15 protein-coding genes are annotated in these 15,610 nt (G+C 43.9%); 9 read left to right on the forward strand and 6 right to left on the reverse strand.

Features of this window, described 5'->3' with window-relative positions:
* The first annotated feature begins 380 nt into the window (after nucleotides 1–380).
* The 7 genes from ACJJIE_RS13295 (at nucleotide 381) to ACJJIE_RS13325 (ending at nucleotide 4,070) form a co-directional block, all read left to right on the forward strand.
* Entirely contained in the window at nucleotides 381–1,370 is a 990-nt protein-coding gene (locus tag ACJJIE_RS13295; protein WP_444891995.1) for a restriction endonuclease, read from the forward strand.
* 29 nt (nucleotides 1,371–1,399) lie between these two features.
* Complete coding sequence (locus ACJJIE_RS13300) at nucleotides 1,400–1,915, forward strand: hypothetical protein (RefSeq protein ID WP_444891996.1); 516 nt, start codon at nucleotides 1,400–1,402, stop codon at nucleotides 1,913–1,915.
* Nucleotides 1,912–2,244 (forward strand): hypothetical protein, encoded by a 333-nt coding sequence (locus ACJJIE_RS13305; RefSeq protein WP_444891997.1) that lies wholly within the window; start codon nucleotides 1,912–1,914, stop codon nucleotides 2,242–2,244. Before ACJJIE_RS13300 ends, ACJJIE_RS13305 begins: the two co-directional genes overlap by 4 nt.
* Nucleotides 2,234–2,902: a hypothetical protein gene (locus ACJJIE_RS13310; protein ID WP_444891998.1), complete on the forward strand. Its 669-nt coding sequence runs from the start codon at nucleotides 2,234–2,236 to the stop codon at nucleotides 2,900–2,902. The genes ACJJIE_RS13305 and ACJJIE_RS13310 overlap by 11 nt, the downstream gene beginning before the upstream one ends.
* Before the next feature lie 62 nt (nucleotides 2,903–2,964).
* Nucleotides 2,965–3,231 carry a ParE family toxin-like protein gene (locus ACJJIE_RS13315; RefSeq protein ID WP_444891999.1) on the forward strand — a complete coding sequence of 89 codons (267 nt, stop codon included), beginning with the start codon at nucleotides 2,965–2,967 and terminating at the stop codon, nucleotides 3,229–3,231.
* Between the two features lie 73 nt (nucleotides 3,232–3,304).
* Nucleotides 3,305–3,433, forward strand: coding sequence for a hypothetical protein (locus ACJJIE_RS13320; RefSeq protein ID WP_444894770.1), 129 nt, complete (start codon nucleotides 3,305–3,307; stop codon nucleotides 3,431–3,433).
* A gap of 316 nt (nucleotides 3,434–3,749) precedes the next feature.
* On the forward strand, nucleotides 3,750–4,070 hold the full coding sequence (locus tag ACJJIE_RS13325) for a hypothetical protein (protein ID WP_444892000.1): 321 nt from the start codon (nucleotides 3,750–3,752) through the stop codon (nucleotides 4,068–4,070).
* A gap of 796 nt (nucleotides 4,071–4,866) precedes the next feature.
* Here ACJJIE_RS13325 and ACJJIE_RS23260 read toward each other — a convergent pair.
* Nucleotides 4,867–5,004 (reverse strand): YjaZ family protein, encoded by a 138-nt coding sequence (locus tag ACJJIE_RS23260; protein WP_507021887.1) that lies wholly within the window; start codon nucleotides 5,002–5,004, stop codon nucleotides 4,867–4,869.
* Nucleotides 5,005–5,023: 19 nt separating this feature from the next.
* Nucleotides 5,024–5,203, reverse strand: coding sequence for a hypothetical protein (locus ACJJIE_RS13330; RefSeq protein ID WP_444892001.1), 180 nt, complete (start codon nucleotides 5,201–5,203; stop codon nucleotides 5,024–5,026).
* Nucleotides 5,204–5,896: 693 nt separating this feature from the next.
* Here ACJJIE_RS13330 and csrA point away from each other — a divergent pair.
* Nucleotides 5,897–6,106 (forward strand): carbon storage regulator CsrA, encoded by a 210-nt coding sequence (gene csrA, locus ACJJIE_RS13335; protein ID WP_282931298.1) that lies wholly within the window; start codon nucleotides 5,897–5,899, stop codon nucleotides 6,104–6,106.
* A gap of 167 nt (nucleotides 6,107–6,273) precedes the next feature.
* Here csrA and ACJJIE_RS13340 read toward each other — a convergent pair whose 3' ends face one another.
* Both ACJJIE_RS13340 and ACJJIE_RS13345 read right to left on the reverse strand, forming a co-directional pair.
* Complete coding sequence (locus ACJJIE_RS13340) at nucleotides 6,274–7,476, reverse strand: serine hydrolase domain-containing protein (protein ID WP_444892002.1); 1,203 nt, start codon at nucleotides 7,474–7,476, stop codon at nucleotides 6,274–6,276.
* 57 nt (nucleotides 7,477–7,533) lie between these two features.
* Nucleotides 7,534–8,385 carry an alpha/beta hydrolase gene (locus ACJJIE_RS13345; protein WP_444892003.1) on the reverse strand — a complete coding sequence of 284 codons (852 nt, stop codon included), beginning with the start codon at nucleotides 8,383–8,385 and terminating at the stop codon, nucleotides 7,534–7,536.
* 220 nt (nucleotides 8,386–8,605) lie between these two features.
* Here ACJJIE_RS13345 and ACJJIE_RS13350 point away from each other — a divergent pair, with 220 nt between their 5' ends.
* A complete protein-coding gene (locus tag ACJJIE_RS13350; RefSeq protein WP_444892004.1) occupies nucleotides 8,606–10,771 on the forward strand; it encodes a winged helix-turn-helix domain-containing protein in 2,166 nt (721 codons plus the stop codon).
* 209 nt (nucleotides 10,772–10,980) lie between these two features.
* On the opposite strand, the gene ACJJIE_RS13355 is transcribed toward ACJJIE_RS13350, so the two are convergent.
* Both ACJJIE_RS13355 and ACJJIE_RS13360 read right to left on the reverse strand, forming a co-directional pair.
* Nucleotides 10,981–12,119 (reverse strand): IS3 family transposase gene (locus tag ACJJIE_RS13355; RefSeq protein ID WP_282932108.1). Its coding sequence is split into 2 segments (ribosomal slippage): nucleotides 10,981–11,870 and nucleotides 11,870–12,119, totalling 1,140 coding nucleotides; the frame shifts between segments, so codons are not numbered across the junction.
* Between the two features lie 252 nt (nucleotides 12,120–12,371).
* On the reverse strand, nucleotides 12,372–14,915 hold the full coding sequence (locus ACJJIE_RS13360) for an LVIVD repeat-containing protein (protein WP_444892005.1): 2,544 nt from the start codon (nucleotides 14,913–14,915) through the stop codon (nucleotides 12,372–12,374).
* Nucleotides 14,916–15,610 lie beyond the last annotated feature (695 nt).

The raw sequence follows: 15,610 nt of genomic DNA on the forward strand, positions 1-15,610 counted from the left end.
ACAAAAGTCAGTCTCTCCAGTCATTAGCCCTCCGCTCAACGCCGCACGATATTGGCACCTTCGTACCCGATCATATTCCATCAGGCAATCGCGGCCTTTCAGGTTTGCCGCTTCCAACTAATACCCTTAGCCATATGCCGATTATGTAAATTTTCGACAGGATCATTTGGGCTTTTACCCTTGGGGTTTGCCTGATTGGTAGCCACTCACTTTTAACCCACCTTTCATTTCGGGCCAGGCTTCGGCCTTGACACACCTACAGCGAGTTTCATTGAATGCTTCTAGCAGCCACTTCAGCAGCACCGCTTGCGCAAGCCAGGCAAAAGGCACAGCGCAACGGCCAACGGGTTAAAAAAATTAAGCAATAGGGAAATCGAAGTATGACCAACGCATGGATGATCCGCGCCGGGCGCGGTGGTATTTACAGTGAAGACTTCGAGAAAGGCTTTGCCGCAGTGGGGTGGTCCCAGCTGGGAGACCTAAGCCAGTATTCAAGCACTGAAAGCTTGCGGGACGAATACATCAAGATTTACGGCAATGACAAACCCTCGGCCACTGCCAATGCCCTAGCCATGATCCTGAAGTTTCGCGATCAGATTGCCGCTGGCGATTATATTGTGAGCTACAACCCGGAGACCCGGAACTACCTGTTGGGCGTCGATAAAGGGGAATACCTCTACCAGCCGGATATTATCGGTGACTACGCAAACCTGCGTAAGGTGGAATGGCTCGGTAAAGTCAGCCGCGACCAGCTGCCCCAGAAAGCTAAGAACTCCCTCGGCTCCACCCTCACCCTCTTCTCCCTAAGCCAGGAAACCATAGAGGCCTTCTTAACCATATTCGAGGGCCGTACGGTAACGCCGCAGGAAGACGAGGCCGTAGAAACTGATAGCGCACAGCTTAAAGACGAAACCGTGGCCCAGAGCCATGAATTAATCAAAGACAAGATCGCCGCACTGCTGCCCGAGGAAATGGAAGAACTGGTTGCGGCGATACTGCGCGCAATGGGCTTTAAGGCCAAGGTATCCCCCAAGGGCCCGGATCGCGGTGTGGATGTGATCGCCTCACCGGACGGCCTGGGCCTTACCCAGCCGCGCATTAAAGCGGAAGTAAAACATCGCAACGGCTCCATGGGCGCCCCCGCCATACGCGGCTTTATCGGCGCCCTGCGGGAAGGGGACTCCGGCCTATTCGTGAGCACCGGCGGCTTCACCCGCGAAGCCCGCTACGAAGCCGACCGCTCCACCTTCCCCCTCACTCTGGTGGATCTCGATGACCTGGCCGACTTAATCGTCAGCCACTATGAGAGCTTCGATTTGGAAGGCCGGGCACTGATGCCGCTGGTGCGGATTTATTGGCCGGTGGATTAACTCAAAGAAACAAACTTGGAAGGATACAAGTGACAAGTAATAGCTCTACTCAAAACACTCGACACAGGGCAAAAACCATCTCATTGTTTTTTGGCCAGAGCCTACTATTTTTCCTGGGGCTAATTTCATTGATTTACATTTTTGTTGAATTTTTCGAAGGCAACTTTAGCTTTTCGGAACTATCCACACAGGAAATGCTATTTGGTTTTCTACTGTTTTCACTCATTAACTACCATCTTACAGCCTCTAAGGAAGCGGGTTTAAAATGGACCAGCATATTATACCGCCCCCTAAGAAATATCGGCTGGTATACCCTAATAGGGTCATTATTTTTTCTGTCAATTCCTTTTCTTGCCCTATTAATTACAAAAAATAGTATAGATGTCGATGAGTTTATCCTGCTCATTGGAAAATACGACAGCTACTTGCAGCTGATGGATTTGATTATAGTTCTAATTTGTTTTTACTGGGCAATACCAAAAACTAGCAGTATCCCCAAGCAAGCAACTGGGGAAGATACAGCAACAGAAGGATTGGCCCGATGAAAAAGCACCTCTTAACATTATTAGCCTTTATCTCCACAAATAGTTTTGCCACAGAAGTAGATAGCAAAACGCTGATTCACAGCTGCAAAGAGTATGTCGCTATCTACAATCGTCGGGGAGAAAAGGGCCTAATCGCAGGCATTTCAACCTCGGTGGCCGAGGCGATGAGAGCGGGTATATGCCGTGGCACACTGGAAGAACACACCAAGCATGAACCCTATAGCTGCGGTAGCCAGTGGTATCAACAGGCCGTATATATAGCCAAGCAAGACCCGGAAACCTATCAGGGCAGCAGAGAGCGCCTACTGGAGAAAGCCTGTGCCGGTTAAGGCCAATGAGGGTATAACAATAGCAGCGGCCATCAAAAAGCTCTTTTCGATAAAACTGTCGGAACATGAGGGGCTCAGAAATAAAATCAGTTCACTGAACCGCAATGGCCTGTTCGACTGCGAGGGTCAATTAATCGTCCAGCGTCAATCAAAGAGAGTTCTTCCGGATCAGATAACCACTCTATATAACGCCGTTATTCTTATGTCACTACTACCCGACCCCAAGAAGGTCAAAAGGGTCTTTGAGGACAAGGCCTTTCGACATGACATTACTCCGGTGTTTGGGGCACTGTTACTGGAACGGCGCTCTATCATCGATATAGCGCTACTTAAACCCGAGGTCTCAAAGTTTCTTGAGGTTCTATCCGGCACAGAAAATTTGCGGGAAATAAAGCTTGCCAACCCTTTCGAGACGCTACCGCTACTTGCCCTAGATGGTCCACTAGACTTGATTCAGGCAATACTGGCTCAGAACACCAGCTTATCGAATGGTGATGCCATGATGGCCCATTATCTGGAAGGCGATATTGAGGCGGCGTGGCGATCTGCTCAGAAAATAAGCACTAAAGATCCCAGACTGCTGCAATATGCCCATTTGATCGAGCGGACATACCGCGAGGCACAAGAGTTTGATGATCTATTAGATTTCCTGCAATAACTCCTTTTTAGTGCATTGCACGAAAACATACTGGCTCCGAACTTAAGTAACGGAGCCAAATTGTGCATTCACTACAAGCTATCCTGACTAAATGCCCCCACCAGATCCACGACTGCCACAGATTGCAGGCAATCACATTGCATCAGCAGCTCTCTGAGGGTATCCCTTTCACTCTTTTGGGGGGCAAGCGTATCAAGCAAAGCCCCCAGATTATCCGCTTTAAGATCGGCCGCGACTGGCGCCTCCTCTATCGTGAACAAGCTAACAGCTTGACCCCCTACTGTTTGATTTCGCGCCAGTGTTTTAACCAGGTTATTCAACGAAGGTGATATGCAGTCGCATTCACACAGCCTGTTATTGCTAAAAAGGAATACAAATATGAGCAAGAAATCATCAAAACCCATGACCCAAAGCGCAGCTTCACGTATCACCAGCGCCGCCGCAAAGGAGACTGGAGGTGGTGTCAAAAAAGGAAGCTTTGCTGCACGGGCAAAGAGCGCTGCCGACCGCAATAAAAACGCCAAGAAGTAACAGTATCAGCGCGGGCATCAAGCCCGCGCTATTTAACTAAATCTCTGTTTTAATCGGTACCTTATGGGAACAGGATTCCCACCTGCTCATCAACACCGGTGCCCTCACTCACAAATTTCTCTACAAGCTCGGGCACTAATGCCATTGGTTATAGACTTATTAGCCTGTAGACTGAAAAAATGGGTTCCTGTGGCGATCTAATATCACTTTTCAAAGAATAGCCACCTAAGAACATCTTCTTGGCGAAGGTTAATGGCTCTAGTAAGAATTCATTATTTATATAAAATGGAATAGATAATCAGGCTTCTAAATAGCAATGGAATTTAATGAACATGAACTTGCTGCTAAGGATGTAGCCATTCACTATGCCCAAAAGCTAAACAATCGGTGGGCTGAAAATATTATCCTCGGCAACAGTGATACTCTTTCAGCAGATGAAACTCGCAGACTGACCCAGTTTTTCTGGGACATGGCAGACCAAGCAGCTGAAGATTACCAGGCCGACGAAGAGTTAGAGTTTAAAGTGAATCTTGAGAGCTGTATGGAAAGGCTAATGAATATTTTTATCGGCTATACCAAAAAAGCAGGCTTTAACCAGCAATGGGTTGAAGAGTCCAACAAAATTAACGGCGCGTAAAAATAGTTTGCAAGATTGATATTTAGCGATTCTAGTTGTCAGGAATATTGGTAGATCTAGATTAATCCTAATCTAGATCTACCAATTTAATACGCTTCTTCTGTTAGCGCTCAATAAAACCTGCTCTTCAACTCATACGGCAAACCTACCACACTTCCTTGCCCTTATATCTCATTGATATGACCACCTTAATCATTATTAATCTCCAGAATCTCGGACTGGGATGCCATCTAGACAGAGCAAAGACGATAAATATTCCCTCAGATTGCCGCTAAAACCTTTAAAACCTGCATTTTCCATATAAATCAGTTAGTTAGGCTATTAAAATTTCTTAACTTAAAATCAAGAAGACTTAATTGGAGACCAAATGCCCATGAGAATCCTGTAATTACCCCTCTCTCATTGACGAAGCCGCCATATATTAATATATTAACCAACGTGAGTAGCGATAGTCGGTGTCCCTTTGGGGTAGCTCTCATGGCACCAGTTAACACTGGTTTCCACCAAAGTGTGGTCATAATCAAGACGCCCGACAGTGATTATGCAGAGCCCCGGTTTTCCGGGGCTTTTGCATTTTTGATGCTTATAATCGTTTTCTGAGATATTCCGACAAAATCATACAAAAGCGTTTACCGCCGTGCCCCCGCACATCAAACGGACGATTTCTCCGCCAATGCACACTGCGAACCCAAAGCCCCAACTGTGGATTACGTTTACTTTTGAAATTTAAACGCATACAGATATACCAACCCTGCTGCTCCTTAAACCCAGAGCGACCTTCTTGCCGGTAAATAATTTACCTACTTCCCCCTATAAGGCAATTTCGGTATGTCAGGTCACGAATAATCTCCGGTAACTGTTGCGAGAAGTCCCATCGAACAGGACAAAAAACTCTCTCTTCCACATTGCCACCACGCTTTGATTCACGAACCATTACGTGACTATCTAAGTCTTCAGGATTTCGTGACCGCGTAAAACAATGGTTGGAAAATAACTCGGCAAGCAATATCCGCCGCAGGCTCTCCCTTTTCAAGCTTCACACCAAATGAAGTCTCGAATTCCTGTGTGTGCTTTAGGTTGTGGATATTTCCCGTATCGGGGCAAATCCATTGCCATTTTTTCTTATCGTACATGGAGGCTAACCGGCAAATTTAATAAGTAGACCTCAGGGAAAATTCATTATCCTGCACTTACCAACCAATTCAATATGAAATAAATTATGGCAGGATAATTCAGTTTAAATATTTAACAAACACATAAAGCCAAACTCAATTTAACCCGATACATCCAATAAGAAACTGATACCCACAAGACAGACAGAAAAAAATATAGGCGCCCAAATAATCTTATTGGATTTTATTCAGTTTTCTTCAGCGTCAAAGCTGCGTAGAATCGATAGATATTTAGCAATATTTTGGGCCGTGATCAAATCGGCTTCGACAAGCCAGCAGCCCAAGATAAAACAAGAGCATCAAGAGTTGTATAAAAGACCCATTCTCAAAGGAGAACGGTAGCGTGACGTAAGAGACAGTAAAAGGCGCTGACCCAAGGTGCGGCAACACCCGGGGCCAGCTAACCAAATTGATATCTACATTATCAAAGTGGCTCCATGAATGGTACGCTAGAAACCCGCTCGTCTTCAATAAAAGGTTGCACTTTCAGTAGCCTGAGGCGATTCCCTAAGCACTGGGAGTCTAGCGCCCGCCTTTTCTTCTTTTACGCCTACCGTTCTCGCGCCCCTCCTAATACCTGCAACCGTTCTTACTTTCCTTGCCCTCCCGTTGCGGGAGGTTTGCCAATGCTTTGCGTCTCATTAGGAAACCAATATGTTGATTTTAAACCGCCGTACTGGCGAGAACCTCAGGATTGGGGAAAACGTCTCAATCACGATATTAGAAGTTAAAGGTAATCAGGTGCGGGTAGGCATAATCGCTCCCAAGACCTTGGCGGTTCACCGTGAAGAGATTTATAGGAGAATCAAAAGACAACAGAGGCAAGACAATGGGGATAAAAAGCAAATTTTCCCAGTAGAGTGAGCCCTAACAATCCTGCTTTGGTCCTACTACTTCAAAAACGATTGCTACCGCAACCCTTGTGTAATCGAACAATCTGTCCAGCATTTAGGGCTTCCTTATTCCAGAGGCCCTAAATGCTGGACAGAAAACTTTAACAGTGCCTAGGCAAGGTAAATTAATGTAACAATTTAGCCAGTTGTACCACTTAATGCAGAAGATACAAAAGCCGGCAAAATACGTTGCTCTATCAAGCCCAGGGTTTTGTCATCATCTCTGTGGCCGGTGACGGCAATTACTAAATCAAGATCTTCAATAGCCATGACATACTGGCCACCACCGCCCCAACCAAACTTTGCGATATATTTCTTGTCGCCAACTTTCAGGGGGGTTCGCCAGAAGAAATAGCCGTAGGAGAAGTTGGTATAATCGAACTCATCATCTGTGGGAACAGCTACCTTTCCAGTGGCCTTGGCAATATACGCTTCCGGAATTAATTGCTGACCATTCCATTTACCTTTATTGAGCACTAAAGTACCCCACTTAACCATACTGCGAGATGTCATCATGGCCCTTGACCCTGCCTGGGGCACGCCGCTGACGGCCTCCTTCCAGTGATAGTTGTCGATCCCCATCTTCTCTAGCAGCTCTTCTTTAATAAAGTCACTCGCGGAACCGGGAACCACTGCATCCAGCACCAACATTGCAATCATTGGGTCTGAGCCTTGGTATAAGTAGGTTTGTGATTCTGAGGTTATCGGTTTGCTATGGCTTAAATAGATTTGGGCCAGCTTTTTTCCTGTCAAATGCTCTGGATTTTCCAGTAAGGCATCCCGTTTTTTTTCATCAATACGAATTCCAGATTGCATACTCATGGCATGGTTCAATGTCACAAGATCTGCGCCTTTAACAAGCTTCGTCCTATCCAGCCCTTTCAGGAGGGAAGTGACAGGCTTGTCTAAGTCTTCCATGGTTAAATAGCCCAACTGTATCGCCCGCCCAATCGCCAGGGCTGTATAGGCCTTGCTGGCAGAGGCTTGTGGGTGAGGAAAATTAACACGACCAAGGGAGTAGTAGGATTCAAATACCAGTTTGTTATTTTGAGCAATTAGTAGGCTATCGTAAGGTGTATGTTGGTTGTCTGCTATTTCCCGTGCCAGTTTTTCCAAGCTCTCCTTGATGGTATCGATTTCACCAACAGGAATACCGTCTTTTCTATCCGCTGGGGCTGTATCTATAAATGCTTTTTTAAGCTTTGGTATTGATCTCTCCAGGCCTGTGAGGTCGCTACTATAGTCGGCCATATTGACTTCTGGTGCCTGTAGGTCTCCTGCGCTTACAGTAGTAAATATCCCGTACGTTAGCCCGATTGTGATTAGCTTCTTGATAAGCATTTTATATCCTGCATTTAATTTTTAACGGTTTATTAATATGGCTCGATATACTATTGATTAGTGTTTCACTTTATCCGCAAGCCAATAAATACTGCGCACTGAAGTCTTTGGAAACGCCGTTGTGTGATTAGCCGATTCAATAACCACCGGTTCTATGGATAAGTTAGCCAACTTTTGGCTCTTTAACTCACTAACAAACCTTTCTACCGTTGCACCCAGCTCCTTTTCTAAAGCGCCGTAGGCAATAAATACATTGGTTTGTTTTGGTAGTTCTATCAATGGTTTGTTAGGCTCTAATTCAAGACGAGAATCCATATAAGTACCGATCAATCTTGATGGGCTACCGATAATGTAGTTCTGAAAAGTATCCGGTTGGCTTATTAAGGCATAGACTCCAAAGAGACCACCAAATGAGTAACCGAAATATGTCCGATTATCTGGATTCGCGCGGTAATTGCTTTCGATATACTTTATAACGTCATTTCTGATAAAGGCGAGATGCTGATGGGCCTCTCCTTTAAAGGATTCTTTATCGTTAGCTTTATCATCTGAGGGTAGTGCTGGTTTAAAGTCCCGATATCGACTCGACCATTCATTTTCATCAGCTGGCATACCTTTCCGCCAGCCAATGCCCACCAAAATTGCATCTTCCAGTGCATACTCTGTGGTGGCCGATAGTATTTCAACCGCCCACAAAGCATCTGTATAATAAATGACCGGATGCTTTTTGGTGTCACTCTCCTCATATTTCTCAGGCAACTTGATATACAGCTCGTATTCCCTGTTATTGCCGGAGTCCTGAATGGGTATCACTTGGATTGTGGATAACTCCAGGGCTTTATGCTCACCTGCTTCAAGGGCAGCGATAGGTAGCAACAGGAGAAAGGCGACTAGTAAACGCTTTTTCATATCAGTATTTATACCGTTACATGTGATCGAAGAAGCGTTCAATCTAAACAAGGAGCCTATGAAACACCTGAAGTGCCCCTGACTTTTGAATGACTTTGTTCTGTTACCATAAAGTGCTTACTTATCAATAACTTACAAAGTCTGCTTTAGCTGTAATCAGGGTTTATGCTAGTATCCATTGCCAAAATTTAGCTCATATTTTGTTCAGGTAGATACATCAATGACTTCACAATATTGGGTAGGTGACTTCTTTGTTGATTTATCCAGAAACCAGATCACCCGACATGAGCACTCGCAAACTGTCCCCCCTAAAGCCCTTGCTGTCTTAACCCACTTAGCAAGACATCAGCGAAAAGTCGTGAGCCAGGATGAGCTACTGTCTGAGGTCTGGCCGGATACAATAGTCACACCCAATACGCTGCAAAGAAGTATTGCGCAACTTAGAAAAGCCTTTGGGGAAGATCGGAAGCAGCAGTCTTATATTAGGACCCATGCGAAACAGGGTTATAGCCTGGAATGCGATATTGTTTGGCAAGATGGTGATTCTATTCCACAGGGTAAGACAGCACCGGAAGAGGAAGCTCCCTCCCCTACTCCCCCTGAGGATGAAATAGATATAACACCGGTTAATCCAAACCACCAAACCCAGACGATCAAACCAAATCGATTTCCAATCTTTGCACTTGTCGGGTTGGTATTATTAGTATTTGTTATATTTAAACACTCTCCGCCCGAGCAAAGCTCTCAGCTTGTATTTGATCGATTACAGGCGGTAACTGCAACTGACCGTAAAGAGTTTAGCCCCTCTTATTCGCCTGACGGTGAATATATTATATTTAATCGTTACTTAGATAAGCTCTGCGTTAATAAAATCTGGGCCAGAAATATTCATACACAGAAGGAAACAGAGTTAACTCCAGAATGGGGTACTTATGGCCGCCATACACTATCACCAGATGGCAAAAAGCTGGTATTTATTTCAGAAGAAGACTGCACCATACCGCTAACCCAGAATACCTGTTACAACCTGGTAAGCCTGGATTTCCAAAAAGCATTAGTGAGCCCTCAGCAGCCAAATGTTTTAATGCGCTGTAGAAATTCCGCGATTAAGAACCCGGTATGGCTAAATAATAATGATCTCGCTATTTTGCACAAAGAGACCGACCGTTGGCGGTTGATCAACTATTCAGTCAAGGATAATGCCAGTCGGGTTCTTTATGACCTGGAGAATGGGAACCTGGCCTATTTTGATTACTCAATAAGTGATGGATTAATAGCCGTAACCAGCCATCATCAAGATGGCCAGCTTTATATCGATATGCTGGATTCCAAGGGGGCGCTTTTATCCAGCCATACGGTAGACTACCCGGATGAAATACCTCAGCGCAGGAGCATATCCCCTAACTTTTCACCGCTTACAGATGAGTTAATCTTTAGCACAGGGCGGCGACTCTTCTCTCTCACTTATGATGGAAAGGTCAGTAAGCTTGATTTACCCCTGGATCAGTCTGCCAGCTCGCCGGAATTCCACCCAAATGGGCAGAGGGCACTCCTAATTAAGGGGCGTTATGATAGTGATATTGCCACTATACCTCTTAGCCAGCCTGAGTTGATCGATACGCCCTCAGAAGAAAATGTGAGCGAACTCTACCCAAGCACAACACGGTCGATTTTGGGGGAAGATGATGGCATTTTCCAACCCAGTGGCAACTTGATTGCATTTACATCCAGGCGCTCTGGTGAGGACCAGGTGTGGATAACTGATGGCAGTGATTTACAGCAAGTCAGCCAGTTTCCGATGGATACCAATATCTACGGTATTAGTTGGTCTGCTGACGGCCAAAGCATACTGGCGAGTGCTAATCAGATACTGACTAAAATCTCCCTGGACGGTAGCAGAGAAGCCTTCCCATTAGCGCATCCAGTTGACCGACTATTTCAGTGGGATAGTGTGAGTAACCTCGCACTGTTAACTCTAACGGTGAAAGGTGTTACAAAGTTTGCAGAAGTAAACCTTGATAATCTCGAAGTAAGTATTATCAACGATACCCAAGTTAACTGGGCCCAAAGAAGCGAGGATGGCCGGCTGATCTATATGGATCATATGAACCGCTTCTGGCAGCCCGGTCCTGCGGAAGACCAGCTTATTGAAGAGCTTATTAATCAGGGCAGTGAAAAAAGATTTGTGATCAAAGAGAATGTGATTTACTCAATCAATCGAGATGATCAGCTGTGGTCATACGATCTCAGCACTGGTGACTTTTCTATCTTGAGGGAAGTGCATAGGGATATCGATTATCTGACCGATATTAGTCAGGAAAACCTTATGATTACCTATGTTGTTGCCGCCAAAAAGGAAGTGGCAGAGTTATTCTTAAGAAAATAAAACGTTCTTAAGGGTCTCTGCACTTTTTGATAGGCCTTGAGTTTACAAGCAACTTGAGGCTTTGTAGGGAAAATAACACTATAACTCATCATTTAAATTAGTATATGGTTAACCGTTCTCCTTTAATATAACTACTGCAATATTATTTATTGTGACCTTCATTGATACCTTGCCTTCATTGTTGTGGTCAACTCCAACCGGACACTTTCCTAAGCACATTTTTCAAATTCGATAGGGGTTACGTCCCCCAGTGTTGTATGTATCCTGCGTGAATTGTAATACGCAATATAGGCCCTCACGTCTGTTATCGCACCCTCCCTTGTCGGATAGAGGTTTCCTGTTAACCATTCCCGCTTCAGGCTACTAAAAAAACGCTCAGTAGGTGCATTGTCCCAACAATTTCCCTTGCGGCTCATTGAGCACACCATTCCATGCTGCTTTAGTAGCGCTTGGTAGCTATGGCTGGCATACTGGCTACCTCGATCAGAGTGATGCAGCAGACCTTTTGTTGGGGTGCGCAAATTGATAGCCATAACCAGTGCACGACTTGCCAGGGCCGTCTCCATCTGGCGGTCTAAGTGCCAGCCAACAATCCGGCGTGAATAAAGATCAATTACCACTGCTAGGTATAACCAACCCTGCAAAGTCCAGATATAGGTAATATCCGTAGTCCAAACTTGATTTTTAGCACTCGGTGAGAAATCCCTATTTAGAAGATTCTCAGCAACTGGCAGTTGGTGCTTGCTATTTGTGGTTAGTGTAAATCGCTTCTTCTGTTTTACTACCAAGCCGAGCTTTTTCATGAGTTTGCGGACTCGATAACGCCCAATTTCAAAGCCTTCTTTGCGCAACAGCTTCATTAACCGACGGCTTCCGAGACTCTCACGAGATTCTGCAAATAAGGCCTTCAATCGATGGCATAGCTGCCAAATCTGGCCATCTATTGGGCTATCACTACGACGACACCATTCGTAATAGCTGCTCTTATTTACTTGCATTACTCGGCAGAGCACTCTAACTGGAAAGCTACCTTGCTGCTTTTTAATAAATTCGTACTTTATTTCATTTCTTTCGCAAAGAAGGCGCTGGCCTTTTTTAGGATTTCCTTCTCCATCCGCAATTGCTTTACTTCACGTCGCAGTTGATCCAGTTCAGCTCGTTCGCCCGAATCCAACCTTACTCCGCTCTCTTCCTGCTCCAGCTCCTTTATCCAGCGTCGCAGATTGTTAGCAGTGGTTCCTACAGCCTCTGCGGCCTTGGAAATCGAATACCCTTGTTCTGAGACAAGAGCTACGGCGTCTTTCTTGAACTCCGGCTTGAATTTCCGGCGTGTACCTTTTGTTGTCATACTTCACCTCGCTAGGTAGTTTTACCATCTTAACGAAGTGTCCGGAAGGATTAGACCACTACACATAGCACCAATTAATATTTATTAACTTTAATTCTCATGCGAGAACATGGCCAAATAGCTCTGACTTTAAAGTTAGCAACCAGACGTCGAAGAAAGAGACCGGAGCAGTTCTAAAAACCACTCCAGTCAAAATAGCCTACCAACGTTTATCGGAAACTATATAAACAATTAATCAAGAAGGATAATCAGTTAGTCAAAGTGAGTGACGATTACCTGAGAGTTAAACCAAATATCATTACCGACCATAACCCTCAGAGCAGCTTCACCTTCAAAGTCACTATTATTCCATATTAATTTTGCAGTTTTATTTTCACGGTTTACTTCACTAATCTCACAAGTTCCCATGTCCACAATACAAAGAGGAATATCTAGAACCCGTTGTCCTTGACTTGGAGTTGTCCAACTTAAATCATAAGTAATGGAACCATCGTTATCACTAACTTGAGTTATGGCGGGATTATTCTCTAATGTATTTTCAATAACCGTTAGCCCTCCCATACCATCAGCAGAGTAGATTAGGTTATCAATGACTTCCACATCATTTGAAGGGCCAGAAGTACTGAAATGCCCTACTATTTCAGGTGCTCGGGTAACTCCAACATCATAAATTGTCACACCATTTCCATTAAGAAAGGCCAGTCCATCATTGAGAACGACTTTAGGCTGATACCCTCTAAACCCACTGCTGATATCGACTGCCGATGTCGTATCTACAATTGGCAAACCATTTTCATCCAATGTAGTGGCGCAAAGGGTAAATCCTGAGAAAGCTACCAGGGTTGAGTCCTCAACATCTAGAGAGTAAATAGTCCTATGACAGAATCTGGTTTCGCTTAGTATTACCGCTGTAGGTAAAGAGATGTCTGCGATCTGAACGCCTAGACTTGACGCCATATAGAGTGAGTCACCATGGGCTGTAATTTCATATACTAATCCTGGCGCTTCAAATTCACTCCATTGAGATCCATCAACTAAAAAACGTATCAAGGAGTAATCTTCTTCATCATTTACAGCTGGATACTGTTCAACCGTAAAGTGTCCTTTTTGCAGCTTTGTACTCTTATAGGCGGAGTCCAGAATCCTCTTTGAAGTAGGATTGGCTTGGAATAACTCAACAATATTTTCACCGCCGGAAACATCTATATCAGAAAGACCACCGCTAAATGGAATACTAACTATATCATTCTTATATGATTCAATATTGCCTATATAAGAGTCCGCCGAAGATCGGGAAATAGAAAAATCAAATTCTGGATTCAGCCTTTCTGATATATCGTAGAAGTTAATACTGCCTTCAGCATCTGATGCGGCAAGCAGGCTTTCACTAGGAAATGCCAAGTACTCTAGAGATTTACCCTCTGAAAGGGTATTCAATTGTGCTGAACCCATTTTTTTTACTTCACTCGTTGCCACACTTCCATCAAAATGCTTTATAGCAACGATTTCCCCATTGTCTGTAACGTAATCAGCTCCTGTTTGGAGGTATTTAACTTCAGGATGAAGAATGTTTATATCTTCACCTAGTGGAAAGGTAGTGGTCAGCCCCTGTGTATTGAGATAGAGAAAGGTTTCACCTTTGGATATAGTAAAATTGTACGGGGCTTCAGTATCTATATTTTCAAAAACAAATGACTGACTTGCAGTTAGGCTACCATCATCATCAAGTTCATATTTTGCAAGGTGATCTTTTTCAACACAGAAAAGCTGATCTTTATGAAGTTCAATGTCATAACATGAAATTGAAGAAGAGGCAGTCGGGGTACTCATGCCTGGATCGGTTAATATATCAAAGGTATATAATTTACTGCCAGTAGCTACAACAGCCCTACCCTCCGAAACTAATATTTTTTTCGGGTAATCTATATTTGCCTCCACGCCAACCAAATTCACATTGGGTAGATCGGAAATATCATAGATTTTAAGTCCGTTTGTACTATTATTAAAAGCTACAGCCAGATAGTCACCATAGACAGCACCAAAAGCTTTTTCAGCTCCGTTATCTGCAGCACTGGTTGGAACCGTGACTGTTTGTAATATTTGTCCTTCAGTAGAAGTTTGAATAAACTCCAAGTTTTTCGTAGAGACCACTATTGCCCAGTTTTCATATTGGACAATATTTTTTTCATGCCATGAATAAACATCTATCTGTTGATGAACTTCCTTAGGAGTTGGCTGCCCCAACTCAGGTAGTGGGCGATTTATAAACGAGCTGCTATTGTCAACAAAGTAAATACGCTCATCTGAAAGATAAAAATCTTCCGCTACCCAAACTCCTTCCGTCGCATAGTTCTTGAACGGATTTTCTTTTAAGCTAGCAGCAGAAATAATGGTAAATTGTGAGGTATCTGTCGTCTCCCCGTTATCGACCGTTAGCTCCAGTGTAATAGGATGTGCCCCTGCTGTTGGGTCAAGATTATATGACGGATAAAAGGTTACCGTATCAGTATCATCTCCTTCGAGGCTTCCTCCCCCCGATGTCAATCTACGCCACTGATAAGTTAAATTGGAATCATTATTTGACGTACTTTCTGCGGCACTTAGTGTAACCAGTTCGCCATCAACAACTCTTGCAGGTCCAGAAATAACAGCTGTCGGAGCCGTTGCGGCTGGAGGTGATTGATTATTTGATTGAGATTGTGATCCAGATGAATCACCGCCACCACCACCTCCTCCTCCGCAAGCGGAAAGCACAAAGACAGAACTAAGATATAAAGCTTTATTAAAGCTACCCACAGATAAATCTCCCCAAAAACTTTTAATAGAATATCTTTTGTAAGAATTTTTGTTGCGCAGGGACTTTATCAAATAAAATTGCTGGAAAATCCTTTTTTCTTCCTTATTTCGAGCCGAAACGTACCAAGTTGGTCAGTGACTGAACATTCATGGTTGATTTTTCTACAATAGGGAGGGGTGACATTAAATGCAAATTAACTGCGGGCACTTCTTCAATATGCCGCTGAGCCTTATTGCTTGAATATATTTCTAGCATCACTGGGAAAAGAAATTGAATTTATAAATAAGTGATTCAAATCAATTGGTGCTTACCCTAATTAGATAATTAGAACTCTTTGCGACCCTCTATAAAGGTATTCCAATCTCTGCTCTTATTTGGCGATGTAAAAAATACAAAGATTTCCACTCTATATAGTATCTCTCGTATATAGATACACACATCCTGAGGATGCAGGATGCTCCAGAAAACTACCCAATCGCTACAACCTTGCACTACTTTAAATGGCTTGAACCAGATAGCGCCCAACAGGTACCTTCGCACAAACGTCACAAGGTTTTTCGATGACTTTTTGTTCACTATGAACAAAAAATAGACCAAATTTTCAATGACGGTTTATTTAGATAATAATCATCTCAAAATTTTGTATAATTTAACTTGGAATAAATCCAATTAATATATAGGCCACCATCAAGCC

This window comes from Microbulbifer maximicatervae (SeqCode) (assembly GCF_052467325.1).